General features: G+C 68.5%; 14 protein-coding genes. 8 read left to right on the forward strand and 6 right to left on the reverse strand.

Features of this window, described 5'->3' with window-relative positions:
* Window positions 1-136: 136 nt before the first annotated feature.
* On the reverse strand, window positions 137-1384 hold the full coding sequence (locus AB0L64_RS09330) for a helix-turn-helix domain-containing protein (RefSeq protein WP_363709454.1): 1248 nt from the start codon (window positions 1382-1384) through the stop codon (window positions 137-139).
* 180 nt (window positions 1385-1564) lie between these two features.
* On the opposite strand from AB0L64_RS09330, the gene AB0L64_RS09335 reads away from it, so the two are divergent.
* Window positions 1565-2548 (forward strand): universal stress protein, encoded by a 984-nt coding sequence (locus tag AB0L64_RS09335; protein WP_363709456.1) that lies wholly within the window; start codon window positions 1565-1567, stop codon window positions 2546-2548.
* Between the two features lie 151 nt (window positions 2549-2699).
* Here the strand turns inward: AB0L64_RS09335 and AB0L64_RS09340 are convergent, their stop codons facing one another.
* Entirely contained in the window at window positions 2700-3167 is a 468-nt protein-coding gene (locus tag AB0L64_RS09340; RefSeq protein WP_363709458.1) for a DoxX family membrane protein, read from the reverse strand.
* Between the two features lie 86 nt (window positions 3168-3253).
* On the opposite strand from AB0L64_RS09340, the gene AB0L64_RS09345 reads away from it, so the two are divergent.
* On the forward strand, window positions 3254-3940 hold the full coding sequence (locus tag AB0L64_RS09345) for a helix-turn-helix domain-containing protein (RefSeq protein ID WP_363709460.1): 687 nt from the start codon (window positions 3254-3256) through the stop codon (window positions 3938-3940).
* Window positions 3941-4307: 367 nt separating this feature from the next.
* Here AB0L64_RS09345 and ygiD read toward each other — a convergent pair whose 3' ends face one another.
* Entirely contained in the window at window positions 4308-5171 is an 864-nt protein-coding gene (ygiD, locus tag AB0L64_RS09350; protein ID WP_363709462.1) for a 4,5-DOPA dioxygenase extradiol, read from the reverse strand.
* 98 nt (window positions 5172-5269) lie between these two features.
* On the opposite strand from ygiD, the gene AB0L64_RS09355 reads away from it, so the two are divergent.
* The 3 genes from AB0L64_RS09355 (at window position 5270) to AB0L64_RS09365 (ending at window position 6411) form a co-directional block, all read left to right on the forward strand.
* Entirely contained in the window at window positions 5270-5614 is a 345-nt protein-coding gene (locus tag AB0L64_RS09355) for a helix-turn-helix domain-containing protein (protein WP_363709464.1), read from the forward strand.
* A complete protein-coding gene (locus AB0L64_RS09360) occupies window positions 5595-6077 on the forward strand; it encodes an SRPBCC domain-containing protein (protein ID WP_363709466.1) in 483 nt (160 codons plus the stop codon). The genes AB0L64_RS09355 and AB0L64_RS09360 overlap by 20 nt, the downstream gene beginning before the upstream one ends.
* A 67-nt stretch (window positions 6078-6144) precedes the next feature.
* On the forward strand, window positions 6145-6411 hold the full coding sequence (locus AB0L64_RS09365) for a hypothetical protein (RefSeq protein WP_363709468.1): 267 nt from the start codon (window positions 6145-6147) through the stop codon (window positions 6409-6411).
* Here AB0L64_RS09365 and AB0L64_RS09370 read toward each other — a convergent pair whose 3' ends face one another.
* Both AB0L64_RS09370 and AB0L64_RS09375 read right to left on the reverse strand, forming a co-directional pair.
* Window positions 6412-7680, reverse strand: a complete 1269-nt coding sequence (locus AB0L64_RS09370) for an MFS transporter (protein ID WP_363709470.1) — start codon at window positions 7678-7680, stop codon at window positions 6412-6414.
* Window positions 7681-7710: 30 nt separating this feature from the next.
* A complete protein-coding gene (locus AB0L64_RS09375) occupies window positions 7711-8409 on the reverse strand; it encodes an alpha/beta hydrolase (protein ID WP_363709471.1) in 699 nt (232 codons plus the stop codon).
* 248 nt (window positions 8410-8657) lie between these two features.
* Between AB0L64_RS09375 and AB0L64_RS09380 the strand changes: the two genes are divergently transcribed.
* The 3 genes from AB0L64_RS09380 (at window position 8658) to AB0L64_RS09390 (ending at window position 13233) form a co-directional block, all read left to right on the forward strand.
* A complete protein-coding gene (locus tag AB0L64_RS09380) occupies window positions 8658-11777 on the forward strand; it encodes a BTAD domain-containing putative transcriptional regulator (RefSeq protein WP_363709473.1) in 3120 nt (1039 codons plus the stop codon).
* Between the two features lie 80 nt (window positions 11778-11857).
* Entirely contained in the window at window positions 11858-12352 is a 495-nt protein-coding gene (locus AB0L64_RS09385) for a SigE family RNA polymerase sigma factor (protein WP_363709475.1), read from the forward strand.
* The gene (locus tag AB0L64_RS09390) at window positions 12349-13233 is read left to right on the forward strand and encodes a hypothetical protein (protein WP_363709477.1); all 885 of its coding nucleotides are present in this window, start codon (window positions 12349-12351) and stop codon (window positions 13231-13233) included. Before AB0L64_RS09385 ends, AB0L64_RS09390 begins: the two co-directional genes overlap by 4 nt.
* A gap of 55 nt (window positions 13234-13288) precedes the next feature.
* Here AB0L64_RS09390 and AB0L64_RS09395 read toward each other — a convergent pair whose 3' ends face one another.
* Entirely contained in the window at window positions 13289-14065 is a 777-nt protein-coding gene (locus tag AB0L64_RS09395; protein WP_363709479.1) for a phytanoyl-CoA dioxygenase family protein, read from the reverse strand.
* Window positions 14066-14560 lie beyond the last annotated feature (495 nt).

Consider the following 14560-nt stretch of genomic DNA (forward strand, 5'->3'; position numbering starts at 1 on the left):
AGACCTCCTGACCGCACTCGAGCTGATCGTGCAGCTACGACTCTGCCGCTCCCCGGCCGGAATCTGTACGGCAGCGACCGGCGAACCTGGAGCCGCCCAGGTCGCCGACGCCCGGCAACCAGATCCGATCGAGGACCTAGGTGCGCGAGGCGTTCGACGGAAGGTCGCTCGCCGGCCAGTCGAGAAGCCGGGCGCCGAGTACGGCGATGTGCAGGGTGAACCGCTGCGCCGGATCACCCGGGTCCTGGCCGGTGAGCTCCCTGACCTTCGCCAGCCGATAAGTGACGGTGCGGACCGACACGTTGAGGCGCCGGGCAGCCTCGGTGGCCACCTCGCCGGTCGCGAAGTAGGTCTCGAGGGTCTGCAGCAACGGTTCAGCGCCCCCTCGCGCGCGGGTCAGCGGGACGAGTACGGCGCTGATGAGATCGACGATCGCTGCCTGGTCACGGACCAGCACCCGGTACACGAGCATGTCACGCGCATCCACAACAGCCGCGTCGAGCTGCAGTCGTTCGCTGAGGGTCAGCGCCTCACGAGCCTCCTCGTACGAGCGGGCGATGCCATAGGCGCCTGGATAGGCGCGACCGGTCGCAACCCGCCACGCCCGCCCTGCCCGGTGCCGGACCAGCGCGTCGTGGATCGGCGCCCCGACGCCCTTGGTACCGGTCCGCGGGGCAGTCGTCGCGGTGGTCGCGGTGGTCGCGGGAATGAGCACGACCAGAAGGCCGTCCTTGGTCGCGACCAGGACTTCGCGGTCGCCGAAGCGGTCGAGGATGAACCGTTCGAGCATGGCGGTCGCGGTGTCGCCCTCGGCCAGGCCGTCTGCGGGAACGGCGAGCACCACCTGATGGGGCCGACCGAGATCGAGCCCGAACGGCTCGGCACGCTCGACGATCCGGGATACGTCGGCGTCGCCGCGCAGCAGGTCGTCGACCAGTTCGCGGCGCAGCGCCTCCTCCTGCCGGATCAGGTGCTGGGTTGCGACCTGGTAGCTGTCGACGAGGACCGCGATCGCCTCGCCGACGACACGCAATACGGTCTGGGCCGAGGCTCGCACCGTGTCGCGGTCGCGGTACGGCACGACGTCGGGCAGGTCGCGCCACATCCGCCAGGCCGCCGAGAGGTAGAGGTCGACGACCCGCCCGGCCGGGATGCCCTGCTCAGCGGCACGCCGGCCGAGTTCACGGACGATCGCCAGCTCGTGGTCGCGCGGCCGCCGCCCGGAGATAGCGGCATCGGCGAGCAGCGTGAGGTACTCGACCAGCAGCTCCAGCGGTGCCTGCGAGTCGCCCGCGGCCGCCTCCGCGATCGCCGTCAGCCAGGCCTCGTCCGCGCTGTTGTCCGCGCCGGACCCCGGCCATCGCACTGCACCGGAACCGCTCATCTCGCTCCCTTCCCCCGGCGGAACCGTTGCCGGGGCGCGGTGCCGTCCAGTAGAGCATCGTTGCCGGACGTCGGCCATAAGGCTGGTCACAGGTTCGCCGATCACGGCCGTACCCGTCGCGCCGCGGAAACGGCACATTCGAGACCGCAGGACATCCAGAACCGGAGCGGAGCGGCGAACATGACCATGACAACTGTTGCTCACACCCGCGGCCGCGCCGTCGTGGTCGGTGTCGACGGCTCGGTCTCCGCACAGGGCGCGTTGGCCTGGGCCGCCATGACGGCGTCCGCCCGGCGCTGCCCGCTACGCATCATCCACACCTTCACTGTGCCGCTCCTCAGCAGCGCACCCGACATGATCCCGATCAGGGATCTGACCGTCGACCTCCGATCGGTGGCCGACTGGGTCCTGGCCGAGTCAGAGTCCTCCGCGCGCTACCTGGCACCCGACATCAAGATCACTCGTGAGCTGTTCGTCGCCGGAGCCGCGCCGACACTGTTGAGCCAGGCACACGACGCGGAACTGCTGGTTCTGGGCAGCCGCGGAATCGGCGGGTTCCGCGGCTTGCTGGTCGGCTCGGTGAGCACCGCCGTGGCCGCGCACGCGCGATGCCCGGTGGTCGTCGTCCGTCCGCATCGCGACGGTACGGCGTTCCCGGCGTTTCGGACCGGCCGGATCGTGGTCGGCGTCGACGGCTCCGATGTCTGCGCTGCGGCGATCCGGTTCGCGTACCACGAGGCAGTACGACGGCGCGTCGGTCTCCTGACGGTCCACGCCGTACCGCCGACCCGGCAGCAGTCCTCGCTGCGCGTCCCGCCACACGTCGTCGAACAGGTCGAGGAGCAACTGTTCGCCGCGGCGATGGACAGCAAGCGAGTCCTCGATCCCCGTGTCGATCTGGAGATGAAGGTCGTGCACGGCCATCCCGCGCAGGCGTTGATCGACGCATCCGACGCGGCCGGCCTGGTCGTCGTCGGTTCCCGCGGCCACGGAGGCTTCGCCGGCATGCTTCTCGGGTCGGTCAGCCAGGCCGTTCTCCAGCACGCCGCCTGTCCGGTGGCCGTCGTCCACCCCGACCGTGCACGGTCCGCGCTACCCCGGAGCCGGCCCGGTCGCCGGATCGCAGCACGGAACCGGCTTCCGGAGCTGAAGGAACTGCCGTGACCTCCGCCACCGCGCAACCTGTCGGAGAGCCTGGGATTGCACAGCCAGTTGTTCGAAATCCCTCGGAGACCCAGGAGTGGCTGGAGTCGCTGGACCAGGTCGTGGATCACGCCGGACGCAACCGGGCACGTCATCTGATGGTCGACCGGGTCTACCTCGTGCTCGACGTACCGGAGCTCGTCGTGGACGAAGAACCGTGCCGGGCGGGTGCGTACCGAGTGGCGAGACGGGCCAGTGCGACGGCGGCGACCAGGAGGCCGAAGTCGCGCAGGGCGACGTCGTAGAAGCCGGAGAGGGTCAGCAGGTTGAGGATGATGCCCGCGAGCCAGGCCGCGACGAGCAGTGCGCCGTAGCGCGGGATGACGGCGACGGCGATGCCGGCGACGATCTCGATCACCCCGACGAGGTACATCGCGTCCTGGCCGGAGCCGGGGACGATGTCGTTGATCCAGGGGGCCAGGTAGTTCGGCCAGTCGGTCAGCAGGTTGGCGAACTTGTCCAGGCCGAAGACGATCGGCGCCACCGTGAAGACGGTTCGCAGGGCCAGGAAGGCTTGGTACGCCGGATCCGACAGCGACTCACGGCCGGTGGTGCGGGCTGTGCGCCCCTCAGTGCTCATGATCGACTCCTTCTAAAATAGACGTATTTTGACTTTAGAAGGAGCCACCGTTTTCGTCAATGGGACTTGGCTTTAGAGTGGGTCGGGTGAACGACTCCAGGGACGCCCGGATCTCGGCGGTCGCAGCGTTGGAAGAACCGACGCGGCGCCTGCTGTACGACCACGTCGTACGCCAGGCCGATCCGGTGACGCGGGACGAGGCGGCCGCCGCGCTGGAGATCCCTCGCTCGACGGCTGCCTTCCACCTCGACAAGCTGGCCGAGGAGGGGCTGCTCGAGGTCGTCTTCGAGCGTCGCACCGGCCGCACCGGCCCGGGAGCAGGACGACCTTCGAAGCTGTACCGACGCTCCAGCGAATACATCGGCGTCTCCCTGCCCGAACGCCGCTACGACCTGGCCGGCAGCCTCCTCGCAACTGCCCTCGAGGATGTCGAGGCCTCTGGCGAAGCCCCACGGGCAGCCCTCGACCGCCGCGCCCGCCAGTTCGGCACCAGCCTTGCCGCCACCGTCGCCGACACGTCCGACCCGACCGACTCACGCGCACTCATGCGTCTGCTCGAGGAGCAAGGCTTCGAGCCGCGCAGTCAGCAGGACGCGATCGTCCTCGGCAACTGCCCGTTCCACACCCTCGCCCGACAGCACACCGACCTGGTCTGCGAGATGAACCTCTGCCTCCTCGAAGGTCTCGTCTCAGGCCTCGGCATCACCAGCCTGCAAGCCCACCTTCGGCCGACCCCGGACTACTGCTGCGTTCGCCTCGAGAGCGACGCATAGGGCCATCAGAGGTGGTCGGCGCCTATCTCGCAGAGGTCCTCAGGTTCGGCTCGCCGCGCGATGGCTGGATGGATCGCGCCCTCGGCCTGCTGGCTCCGGCCGTGGTGAAGAACTGACACCAGACAGGAATGCCTGACTGCGCCAGACCTGCGGCTTGTCTCGGTACCGTCGGGCGGCAACTCTGACCATCAGGAACACCGCCGCCGCGCCCACCAGTAGCAAGAGGATTGTCTCCATCCCGCTCGAGATCGTCATACCCATGCCCCTTCTCGCGTATGGTCACTGAAGCTTTTCGATACATCTAATGTAGCGTAATTGGCGGGAGATCCATTCCCGGGACCGGCCTATGGCTCGGATCACACGGGATTCAGAGGTTGCTGTCCGACGTGGGGAAGCCATCGGGCAGTGGCGCCGCAGGGCCCGCGTCCGGCCCGACGGCCGCGTCGCAGTCCAGCCCGAGGGTGTACGCCGCCATCGAGATCGAGCCGGCGGCATGTCCATCGACGAGCAGATCGAACGGCTCGTCGTCGGCCAGCCCGGCCGCGTAGAGCAAAGGCAGGAAGTGATCCGGGGTGGGAACTGCGTGACCGAAGTCAGGATGGGCGTCGAGAGCTGCCACCTCCGAGGGTGAAGCCTCGAGCAGCTCGCGTGCGGCCTCGTCGAAACGCAGTGCCCAGTCGTACCCCGAGTCCGGCTTGCGGTAATCGACGGCGCGCAGATTGTGGACGATGTTGCCACTGCCGACGATGAGAACGCCCTCATCGCGCAGCGGACTCAGCCTGCGGCCGAGTTCGAGATGGTGGTCGAAGTCCTTGAACGCGTTGAGAGACAACTGAACGACCGGGATGGAGGCGTCCGGGAAGGCATGCAGGAGGACCGACCAGGTGCCGTGGTCGATTCCCCAACTGTCGATGTCCTGCCCCACCCACCGGGGCTTGCAGACGTCCGCCACGAGTTCCGCGACTTCGGGCGCACCGGGCGCCGGGTACTGCACATCGAACAACTCTTGCGGGAATCCGTAGAAGTCGTGGATGGTCCGCGGACGCGGCATCGCGGTCACCGCGGTCGCATTGGTGTACCAATGTGCGGAGATCACCAAGATCGCGCGCGGCCGCGGCACCGACGCCCCGAAAACCCGCCAAGCCTCCGTGTAACGGTTCGTCTCCAGCGCGTTCATCGGGTTGCCATGGCCAAGGAAAGCAACGGGCATCCGGGTCTCGTTCACGGTCATCTCCCGATCCGACTCCAGCCCGACACTACTCCGCACAACGCGCAGGTCGGCGCATCACGCCTTGACGGGGTGGTCGGCGCGATCTAACGTACAACCAAATGGTTGTAGATGTGGACGAGTTGCTGCATGCCTTGGCGGATTCGACGCGGCGGGACATCGTGCGACGGTGTCTCGGCGAAGCGGCGTCGGTATCGCGCCTGGCCGCGTCGTACCCGATGAGCTTCGCCGCGGTGCAGAAGCACGTTGCGGTGCTGGAGCGGGCCGGTCTGGTGTCGAAGGAACGGCGTGGGCGGGAACAGCTCGTGCGGAGCCGGATCGACGCCGTACGGCAGGCCCGGGACGCGCTCGACCAACTCGAGTCCACCTGGCGGGCACGAGTCGAACGGATGTCGGATCTGCTGTCCGGCGAAGGAGATGAGCAGCATGAGCGTGACCAGCGTTGACAAGGACTTCGACGCGTTGACCCTGACCCTGGTGGCCGACTTCGAAGCGTCGACCGAGCAGGTCTGGGACTTGTGGGCGGACCCGCGGAAGCTGGAGAAATGGTGGGGACCGCCGACGCATCCGGCCACCATGATCGACCACGATCTGACGCCTGGCGGCCGAGTGTTCTACTACATGACCGGACCGGAGGGCGAGAGGTTTCACGGCACCTGGCGGTTCACCGCGGTGGACGCACCGAAGTCACTGGAGTTCGTGGACTACTTTGCGGATGCCGAGGGCAGGATCGACGACGCCCTCCCACCGAACACGGTGCACGTCGAGCTCTCGCCGTACGCCGGTGGCACCCGGATGGAGCTGCGCGCCGCATTCGACAACCGCGAGCAGATGGATCAGCTGTTGGCCACCGGGATGGCCGAAGGCCTCCAGCAGGCCGTGACGCAGATGGACGCGTTGGTCGCATAGCCGGAGTGGCTTGTCGACGAGTCTCAGCTAGCGGCGCGGCGCGGGGACGGCGTGCCGTTTGTTGAGGATGGACGAGTTGCCGTGCTCGCTGAGGATCGAGCAGTTGCTGTGGTCGCTGAGGATCGAGCAGTTGCTGCGCCGGCTCAGGATGGAGCAGTTGCTGTGGGCGGCGAGCATGCTCATGACGGAGGTCCACGAACCGATGGATCCGATGGAGAACGCCGAGCCGATGGATCCGACCGAGGCGAAGGAGCCGATGCTGCCGATCGACAGGATCGATCCGGTGGAACAGATGGACAGGAACGACTTCTCGGAGCGCCAGGAGAGCATGTGATCACCGCTTCTGTGGGTATCCGGCTGCGACGGGTAGCTGCTGGGAGGTGGGCGGGGGTGGGACCCGAGGGACGGTCAGGGCGAACAGGAGGAGTCCGGCACCGGTGAGGACGAGTCCGGCCCACGCCGTCGAGAGCGGTCCCCGACCTGCGTCGAGGACGATCGCTCCGCCGATCGCGCCGAGCGCGTTGGCGAGGTTGAGCGAGGCCAGGTTCAACGCGCCCATCAGCGTGGGCGCTTCCGGTGCGTACCGCGTCAGGAGGACCTGGATCGTTGGTATCGCCATCATCATCGTGGCGCCGACCCCGAACAGGGCGGGGAACAGGACGAGCAGGTTCCGGCCGCCGAGAGCGACCACGACGAGGAAGCCCAGTACGGTTCCATATCCGAGGACCAGTCCCCGGTAGGGGTACGCGTCGGCCAGTCGACCGCCGAGCCAGTTGCCCGCGGCCATACCGACGCCGAAGACGGCCAGTGCGACAGGGATGATCGACTCGGCCGCTCCGGCCGCTTCGGTGACGTACGGGCCGATGAACGTGTAGACGGCGAAGATGCTCGAGATGCCGAGTGCGGCGATCGCCATCGTGACCCAGACCATCGGGCGTCGGAGGGCTCCGAGCTCCTGCCGCACCGGTCCGCCGTCCAGTGCGGGCGTGCGCGGTACGCAGTACCAGATCGCCGTACCGGCGCCGAGTCCGATGCCGGCCACGGTCACGTACAGGGCCTGCCAACCGGCCTGCTGGCCGATGAAGGTGCCGATCGGCGAGCCGATGACCGTCGCGATGGTCAGCCCGGTCATCACCGCGGCGAACGCCTTTCCGCCCTTGCCGGGACCGTAGGCGTAGGCCGCGACGACAGCGCCGGCGCCGAAGTACGCGCCTTGGACGGTTCCTGTGACGAAGCGGGCGACGGCGAGCATCCCGAGGTCGGAGGCGAGGGCCGACAGGATATTGCCCGCCACGAAGAGCCCGACCAAGGCAAGGAGGAGGGTACGGCGGTTGAGCCGGGCAGCGGCGATGCTGAGAACGGGAGAGCCGACGACGACGCCGAGAGCGTAAGCGGTCACGGCGTACGTCGCGGCGGGCACGGAGACGTCCAGGTCGTCCGCGAACAGCTGGACGATCCCGTTGCTCCCGAACTCGCCGGTCCCGATGGCGAAGGTCCCGAGCGCGAGGGCGAGAAGGATCAAGGTCGCGCGGCGGTCCGCTTCCCCGGGCCGGTGCCGCTGCTCGGCGGAGCGACACTGCGCTTGGTAGGCCTGGTGGTGCATGGCGGCTCCGTTCGGAATCAATGCCGCTTCTCAGTCGCTGATGGCCAGGACGGCCTTCTTGATCAGCTCCACGGCCACGGTCGGCTGCGACAGCATCAGCAGATGGGACGACTCCACCTCGAGCGCCGCGACGTTCGCGCGCTGGTACGCGAAACGCTGGACCTCGGGGTTGATCGTGCGGTCCGCGGTCGCGACGACGCCCCAGGCGGGCTTGGTGTGCCAGGCGGCGGCCTCGGCCTTCTCCTCGAAGGCGGCTGCCGACAGCGGGCGCTGCGTGACGGCCAGGGTGCGTGCGACGCGACGGTCGACATCGGCGGCGAAGACGTCCGGGAACCGGTCGACCGCCACCGTGAGGTCCACTCCCCCTGGGACCGGCGTAGGCATCAGGGCTGTCGCGAGGTCCGAGTCCGGGAAACGACCGGCGAGCTCACCGAGGCTCTCACCTCGGTCCGGGACGAATCCGGCCAGGTAGACCAGACTGCTCACGTTGTATCCGATGCCGGCCACCGTCGCGACGGCGCAGCCGTACGAGTGGCCCACGAGTACGACGGGGCCGGGAATCGTGGCGAGCACGGCGGCGAGGTAAGCAGCATCGCCGTTCAGCGAGCGGTTCGGCATAGCCGGCGCCACGACGGGGATCTGGTCGTCCAGCAGTTGAGGTACGACCTCGCCGAAGCTGGACGCGTCGGCAAACGCTCCGTGGACGAGGACGACGGCGGGTTGTGACATGGGCCGGCCTTTCGCTGCGGTGTCTGGGGGCACCAGCCCATCAGCGTCGACTGAACAACTTGTGCATCCCGGCCCGGACGGAATTCAGTACGGCGCCGCTGCCGATTTCGAGATTCGCTTTTCTGCGGTACTCGGCACCCCGTAGCGTTTCCCTCAGCGGCGACAGGGCCGAGGAACGGCTGGGGGGCCGACGTGTCAGACATACCGGGAACCGGCCAGTGACGGACCCGATCGCAGCGGAAGGCGAGGTGAGCCCTCGGCTCGTCCTCCAGGTCCTCGGCGCGACCAGGGTGTGGCGTGACGGCGTCGAGGTCGATCCCGGGCCCCGTCAGCAGGTCTACCTGTTGGCGCTGCTGCTCGCACGAGCAGGTCGACCCGTCAGCATCTCCCAGCTGATCGACCTGATCTGGGGCGACGACATGCCGCGCTCGGCGATGAACATCGTGCAGAAGTACGTCGGAGGGCTGCGAAGGGTCCTGGAGCCCACCCTTCCGGCGCGCGCGGCCGGCTCGTACATCCATCGGCACAGCAGCGGCTACCGGTTCGACCCGGGCAGCGTCTCCCTGGACCTCGCCGAGTTCCGCGAGCTGGTGAGCCGGGCCCGCACCGCCGTCGCCGAGCAGCGGGCGGAGGATGCGGTAGCGGCGTACGAACAAGCACTCGACAAGTGGCACGGCCCGGTGGGAGACGGCCTCTCCTCGGAGGTCACAGCCATCCCACTGTTCGCCTCTGTCAACCGCGAGCTGTTCGACGCGTGTCTGGAGGCCGCCCAGGTCGCGGTGCCCCTCGGCGAGGCCAAGCGCATCCTGCAGCCGCTCCGGCTGGCCGCCTGGATGGCGCCGTACGACGAGAACCTCCAAGCGACGCTGATGCTCGCGCTGGCGGCGACGGGACAGCAATCCGACGCGTTGTCGGTCTTCGACACCGTCCGGACGCGGCTCGCCGACGAGCTCGGCGTCGATCCCGGCCGAACGCTGCGGGACGCACATCAGCAGGTGCTTCGCACCGGGAACCCTGGTCGATCGATACACCCGGGACGGCCCGGCCGGCTCGTCGGCCGACGGGCGGAACTCGCCTTGCTGCGCCATGCCGTCGACTCGGCGACCTTCTCCCGTCCGCAGGTGGTCCTGGTGGAAGGGCCACCCGGAGTGGGCAAGAGCGTGCTGCTGCACGAGGTCGTCGAGATCGCGCGAAATCAGGGCGCTTTCACGGTGTGGGGACGGTGCCAGGAAGGTGACGGCGCCCCCACGATGTGGCCGTGGATACAGATCGTCCGCACGATGGTGAGCGCAGCACCCGAAGGCCAGGCCGGTCGATGGACGGCCACCGAGCTGGCCCGGCTGCTGGACCAGTCAGGCGACGTACCCCCGACCAGACCGGACCCTCAGTCGCAGTTCCGGCTCTCTGAGCAGGTCATCGGTTTGGTCACCAGCGTGGCAGCGACGCAACCTGTGGTGCTGGTCGTTGACGACCTGCACTGGGCAGACCAGGCCTCGCTGCAGCTGTTCCTGCACCTGGCACAGTCGCTTCCGGCCCGCTGCGTGTTGGCCGGAGCGCTGCGTGACCATGCCCCCGCGCCCCACCAGGAACTGCAACAGCTGCTTGCAGCCCTCGCCCGTCACGACGGGCACCGGCGAATCGTGCTGGGCCCGCTCGAGCCGACGGAAGTGGCCGAGCTGGTACGCCGGGAGACCGGGCAGACTCCCACGCCCGGCGTCGCGCGGAGCATCCAGGCCCGGACCGAAGGCAACCCGCTCTTCGTCGTCGAACTGGCCCGCTTCCTGGCAGACGGCGGAGATCTGACCGACGACCACGCGGCCCAGGCCGCCGTACCTGCCACTGTGCGCGACATCGTCCGCGAGCGGATGAGCCGGCTGGACGACAGCGAACGTCGCCTGATCGAGATCGCGGCCGTGATGGGTCGCGACCTCGACGTCCGGCTGCTGTCGCGCGCTGCCGGCATCGATCCGTCGCTGTGCCTGAAGTACCTCGAGGCCCCGCAGCTGCTGGGTCTGCTCCAGCCGCCGTCCGACGCCGCCGGAAACTGGCGCTTCGCGCACGACCTCGTCCGCGAGTCGGTCGTCCGCTCCACCTCCGTCTCGGACACCAGCCGCTTCCAGTTGCAGGCTGCCGACGCACTGGAGTCCGCCGCCGCGCACAACGAGGCGTACGCCGAGGCACTCGCCCACCACCTACTGGCGGCCGGGCCGCTGGCCGATGCCGACCGGACCGCCTCGGCGCTGATCCTCGCAGGCCGGATCGCGGCGAGACGATCGGCGTACGACGTCGCCGAGAAGGCCCTGGACAGCGCGGCGGGAGTCGCGCGCAGCGCCGGGCTCGCCGAGCTCGAACTCACCGCGCTCACCGAGCTGACCGCCATCATCGGGATCCACGCCGGCTTCGTCGGCACCGGGATGCACCACCTCGACCGCGCGGAGAGCGTCGCGCGGTCGCTCGGCCGCGAACGCGAGGCCACCGGGTTCCTCTTCTCACGCTTCCTCGCGCAAGCCCAAGGGCTGCGGCTCGAGGCTGCCGGCCGGCTCGCGCGACGCCTCCTCGACAACGGGCAACGATCGACAGACCCCGTGGTCCAAGCCTCGGGACATCACGCCTGGGGCGTGTACCAGTGGAGCTCGGGGAACATCGGTACGGCGTACCGCAGCCTCGGCCGGACAGCGGCACTCATTCGCGCCGAACGAGAGGCCGAACCGCTTCGCTTCCGGCTGCAGCTGCTGACCCCGGTCATGCTCGCCCTCAACACCGCGCTCCACGGCGACCTGGTCACCGCTGGTGAGGAATTCGGCAGGATCGAGGCGGAGGCGGGCGACGATCCGTACGCGATCAGCATCTGGGGCTCGTTCAGCGTCACCGCCGCGGCCGCGGCCGGCGACCATGGCTGGGCTCTGCGTGCCGCGGACACCGCGATCGCGCTCGACTCGGACTTCGCCTTCTCCTTTTCCGGCAGCTACATCCGGCTGGCGAGGCACTGGGCGCTGGCGATGTCCGGTGCGGACCCGGCCGCGTGCGGTGCCGAGGTCGAGCGGATCATCGAGACGTCCCTCGTCGACCCACCGCGATCGAACCTCGCCACGTGGTACGCCCTGCTCGCCGAGATCCGGCTCGCCGACGGCAACACCCCTGCGGCGGTAGCGGCTCTGGACAAGGCCGAGACCTTCATCTCCACCTACGGCGAACGGTACGCCGAAGGACTGGTCCTCCTCCTGCGAGCACGAACCCTGCACAGCGCGGGCAACGCGCCGGAGACGGTGCGCGCCGCAGCCCAGGAAGCACTCCACCTCTCCACAACCCGCGAAGCCCACCTCTTCGCCACCCGCACCAAGACCTTCCTGGCCGAACTCACCAGGTGACAACCGCGTCGCCGGGGCCGGTGCAACCAACTTCGGCGCTCGCGGCGTGTCTAACCCGGTACCGAGGATGGGGAGGGCAGATGAGTGATCGGGACGCCGCGTTCGAGGCGTATTTCGCGGCTCGTTCCGATGCCATGCGTGGTACGGCGTACCTGCTGTGCGGCGACTGGCATCGCGCGGAGGACCTGGTCCAGCAGACGTTCACCAAGATCTACCAGGTGTGGCGCCGGATCCAGCGGCAGGACGCGATGGACAACTACACCAGGCAGACGCTGATCCGGACGTTCCTGTCCGAGCGGCGCCGGGGGTGGTTCCGGTACGAGTCCGTCGGCGTCCCGCCGGCCGACCCGCCGACGGCGTCGGCAGGCCCCACCGAAGAACGACTCGTGTTGCTCGAGGCGCTGGTGAAGGTGCCGCCGAGGCAACGCGCCGTACTGGTGCTGCGGTACTGGGAGGACCAGTCCGTGGAGCAGACGGCCGAGCTGCTCGACTGCTCGACCGGAACTGTCAAGAGCCAGGCATCGCGCGGGCTGGCCGCGCTGCGCGGTCTGCTGGAAGAGGAGAAGGTTCGATGAACGAAGAGGATCTCAACGAGGCGTTCCGCGACGTGATGGTGCGCAGCACCCCGCCGCCGTCGATGGATCCCGCCCACGCACTCGACCGGGCCCGCCGGACGCGCAAGCGGCGCAGGGTGAGGTGGGCGGCGGTCGCCGCCGTACCGCTGGTGGTCGGGGTCGGTGCCGCTCCTACCGTGATCGCGAACTACAACGGTCACCGGTCGGCGGGCCAGATGGTGGCCGGCGACACAGGAACGACCCAACCCACGGCCCAACCCACGACGCGGCCGGTCTCCACGGTGACGCCGGTGGCGCCGAACACGCGGAAGTCGAAGGATCCCTGGCCGGAGGGCCAGGTGGACCGTACGGCGACCGCGGGGCCGCGCGCCACCCGGGCCGTGACGCTGATGCAGGACCTGCGCTCGGCGGTACCGGCCGGGTTCGGCACACCGGACCTGAAGTACCCCGACGGTCGCCGGATGAGCTACCCACAGAGCCAATACGCGTCCAATGACGGGGAGCAGGACTACTGGGAGTACATGGCCACCATCCCGGTGCAGAAGGACGACCGGGTCGGCCAGCTGCTCGTGCAGTCCACCACGCCCGACGGGAAGCCGGCGACGACCCCGTGCAAGGTCGCGCAGAAGTTCTGGGGCGGGACCGGCACCTGCGCAGTCGTCGACGTCGGCGGCAAGAAGGTCGGCGTGCTCACCACCAAGGGCTCCGAGGCACGGTACGACCAGTGGGCCGCCTATCGGTACGACGACGGCACCGTCGTGATCCTCGCGCAGACCAAGAAGAGCGACAACGACGCACGGTCGCCGCTGAAGCAACCGGTGTTCACCGCCGACCAGCTGGCCGAACTGGTGACATCGCCGAAGTTCAAGATCAGCAGCTGACGTCGGCCAGGCACCGGCCTCTGGGAAGCCGGTGCCGCGCCGGAACGTCTGTGGGTCAGATAGGTAGCGGGTCGTAGTTGGCGCCGAACGGGGCGTCCGGCCTGCTGAACTCCCCCATCAGGGCGCGCCTGAGCGGGGTGGTGCGTTCGAGGAACTCGGGGTCGTTGCCGAAACGGTCGGCCATGCGCACCCATGGCGGGCTGTAGACGTAGTGCGTGGTGAAGCGGTCGTAGTCGCCGTCGTGGCGGAAGGTCCGGTGCCAGACGCCGTTGTGGAAGACGAGCGCGGCGCCGGCCTCGGCACACACGACATGGCCGATCGCGATGTCGCCCTTGCTCTGCCGGATCGAATCAGGCAGGCCGACCCGCGAGCGGTGACTGCCGGGGATCAGTTCCATGTTGCCCATACCGGGGACGGTCTGGTCGGTGAGCAGGTACGACACCCGGAGCTGCAGCAACGGGACCGGGTAGCCCAGGTCCTTGAAGTCGAACGCGGACGATCCGTCCTGGTGCCAGCCGCCGTTGCCCGCATGCGCCGGCTGCATGGTGTTCCAGCCGGCCTGCAGCACGAACCGGTCCCCGAGCAGACCCTGCACCTTGGGGAGGACGTCCGGGTGGTCGATGAGCCGCTCGAGCACCGGCTCACTCTCGTAGGTCCTGCCGATCTGACCGAACTCACGGTCACGGCTCTGGTGCAGACGCCGCGACACGTCGTACGCCTCGGCGGCCTCGTCCTTGGTCAGGACGTTCGGAATCAGGAAGTAGCCCCACGACTCGAAGATGAAGCGGTCGGTCTCGGTCAGCTGACCTTTGCCGACGACGGGATCAAGCATCGCTCTGTCCTTTCTTCATACTGTTCGGCATTGTGTGGAAACGTTTCACAGGTACGCATGCGGCGACCGGGACGCCGGGAGGGATCACCCCACCGGCCGACGGTCAGCGCGACGGCCACCGTCCCGGGGTGACCTGCGGGCGGTGACAGCCGGACTTCTCGGAGGTACTCAGAGCCTCAGCGCACGCCACCGCCACCGCCGGCTCACCAAGCCGTGGGTCAGGACGCTGGTCGCGGTCATACTCCAATCCTGACCCGAAACCCACCACCCGAGAAAGAGCCGTCTCAGCGTCCGACGGTGGACGCATGTGCGAACGTCCGAAGTCGCGATCGCGGCCTGCAAGGCGCGCGGCCAACTGCGGACCTTCTACGTCCCGCACTGCATTCCTACGAATCCGCACGAACCTTTGTGTCCCATTCGCCGTTGCGCGATCAATCCGTTGACAGCGTTGACCGCACGGCGCACGCTCGATGACAAGGGTGCGGCTGGGGGGTC

Origin of the sequence: Kribbella sp. NPDC051936 (genome assembly GCF_040680955.1) — a bacterium.
Taxonomy (GTDB): domain Bacteria; phylum Actinomycetota; class Actinomycetes; order Propionibacteriales; family Kribbellaceae; genus Kribbella.

Excerpts from the sequence above, each read along its gene's own strand:
- AB0L64_RS09355 (WP_363709464.1), top strand. The coding sequence starts at position 5,270 with ATGGTTGTAGATGTGGACGAGTTGCTGCATGCCTTGGCGGATTCGACG.
- AB0L64_RS09370 (WP_363709470.1), bottom strand. The coding sequence starts at position 7,680 with ATGCACCACCAGGCCTACCAAGCGCAGTGTCGCTCCGCCGAGCAGCGG.
- AB0L64_RS09375 (WP_363709471.1), bottom strand. The coding sequence starts at position 8,409 with ATGTCACAACCCGCCGTCGTCCTCGTCCACGGAGCGTTTGCCGACGCG.
- ygiD (WP_363709462.1), bottom strand. The coding sequence starts at position 5,171 with ATGACCGTGAACGAGACCCGGATGCCCGTTGCTTTCCTTGGCCATGGC.
- AB0L64_RS09330 (WP_363709454.1), bottom strand. The coding sequence starts at position 1,384 with ATGAGCGGTTCCGGTGCAGTGCGATGGCCGGGGTCCGGCGCGGACAAC.
- AB0L64_RS09365 (WP_363709468.1), top strand. The coding sequence starts at position 6,145 with ATGGACGAGTTGCCGTGCTCGCTGAGGATCGAGCAGTTGCTGTGGTCG.
- AB0L64_RS09360 (WP_363709466.1), top strand. The coding sequence starts at position 5,595 with ATGAGCGTGACCAGCGTTGACAAGGACTTCGACGCGTTGACCCTGACC.
- AB0L64_RS09335 (WP_363709456.1), top strand. The coding sequence starts at position 1,565 with ATGACCATGACAACTGTTGCTCACACCCGCGGCCGCGCCGTCGTGGTC.
- AB0L64_RS09395 (WP_363709479.1), bottom strand. The coding sequence starts at position 14,065 with ATGCTTGATCCCGTCGTCGGCAAAGGTCAGCTGACCGAGACCGACCGC.
- AB0L64_RS09340 (WP_363709458.1), bottom strand. The coding sequence starts at position 3,167 with ATGAGCACTGAGGGGCGCACAGCCCGCACCACCGGCCGTGAGTCGCTG.
- AB0L64_RS09385 (WP_363709475.1), top strand. The coding sequence starts at position 11,858 with ATGAGTGATCGGGACGCCGCGTTCGAGGCGTATTTCGCGGCTCGTTCC.
- AB0L64_RS09390 (WP_363709477.1), top strand. The coding sequence starts at position 12,349 with ATGAACGAAGAGGATCTCAACGAGGCGTTCCGCGACGTGATGGTGCGC.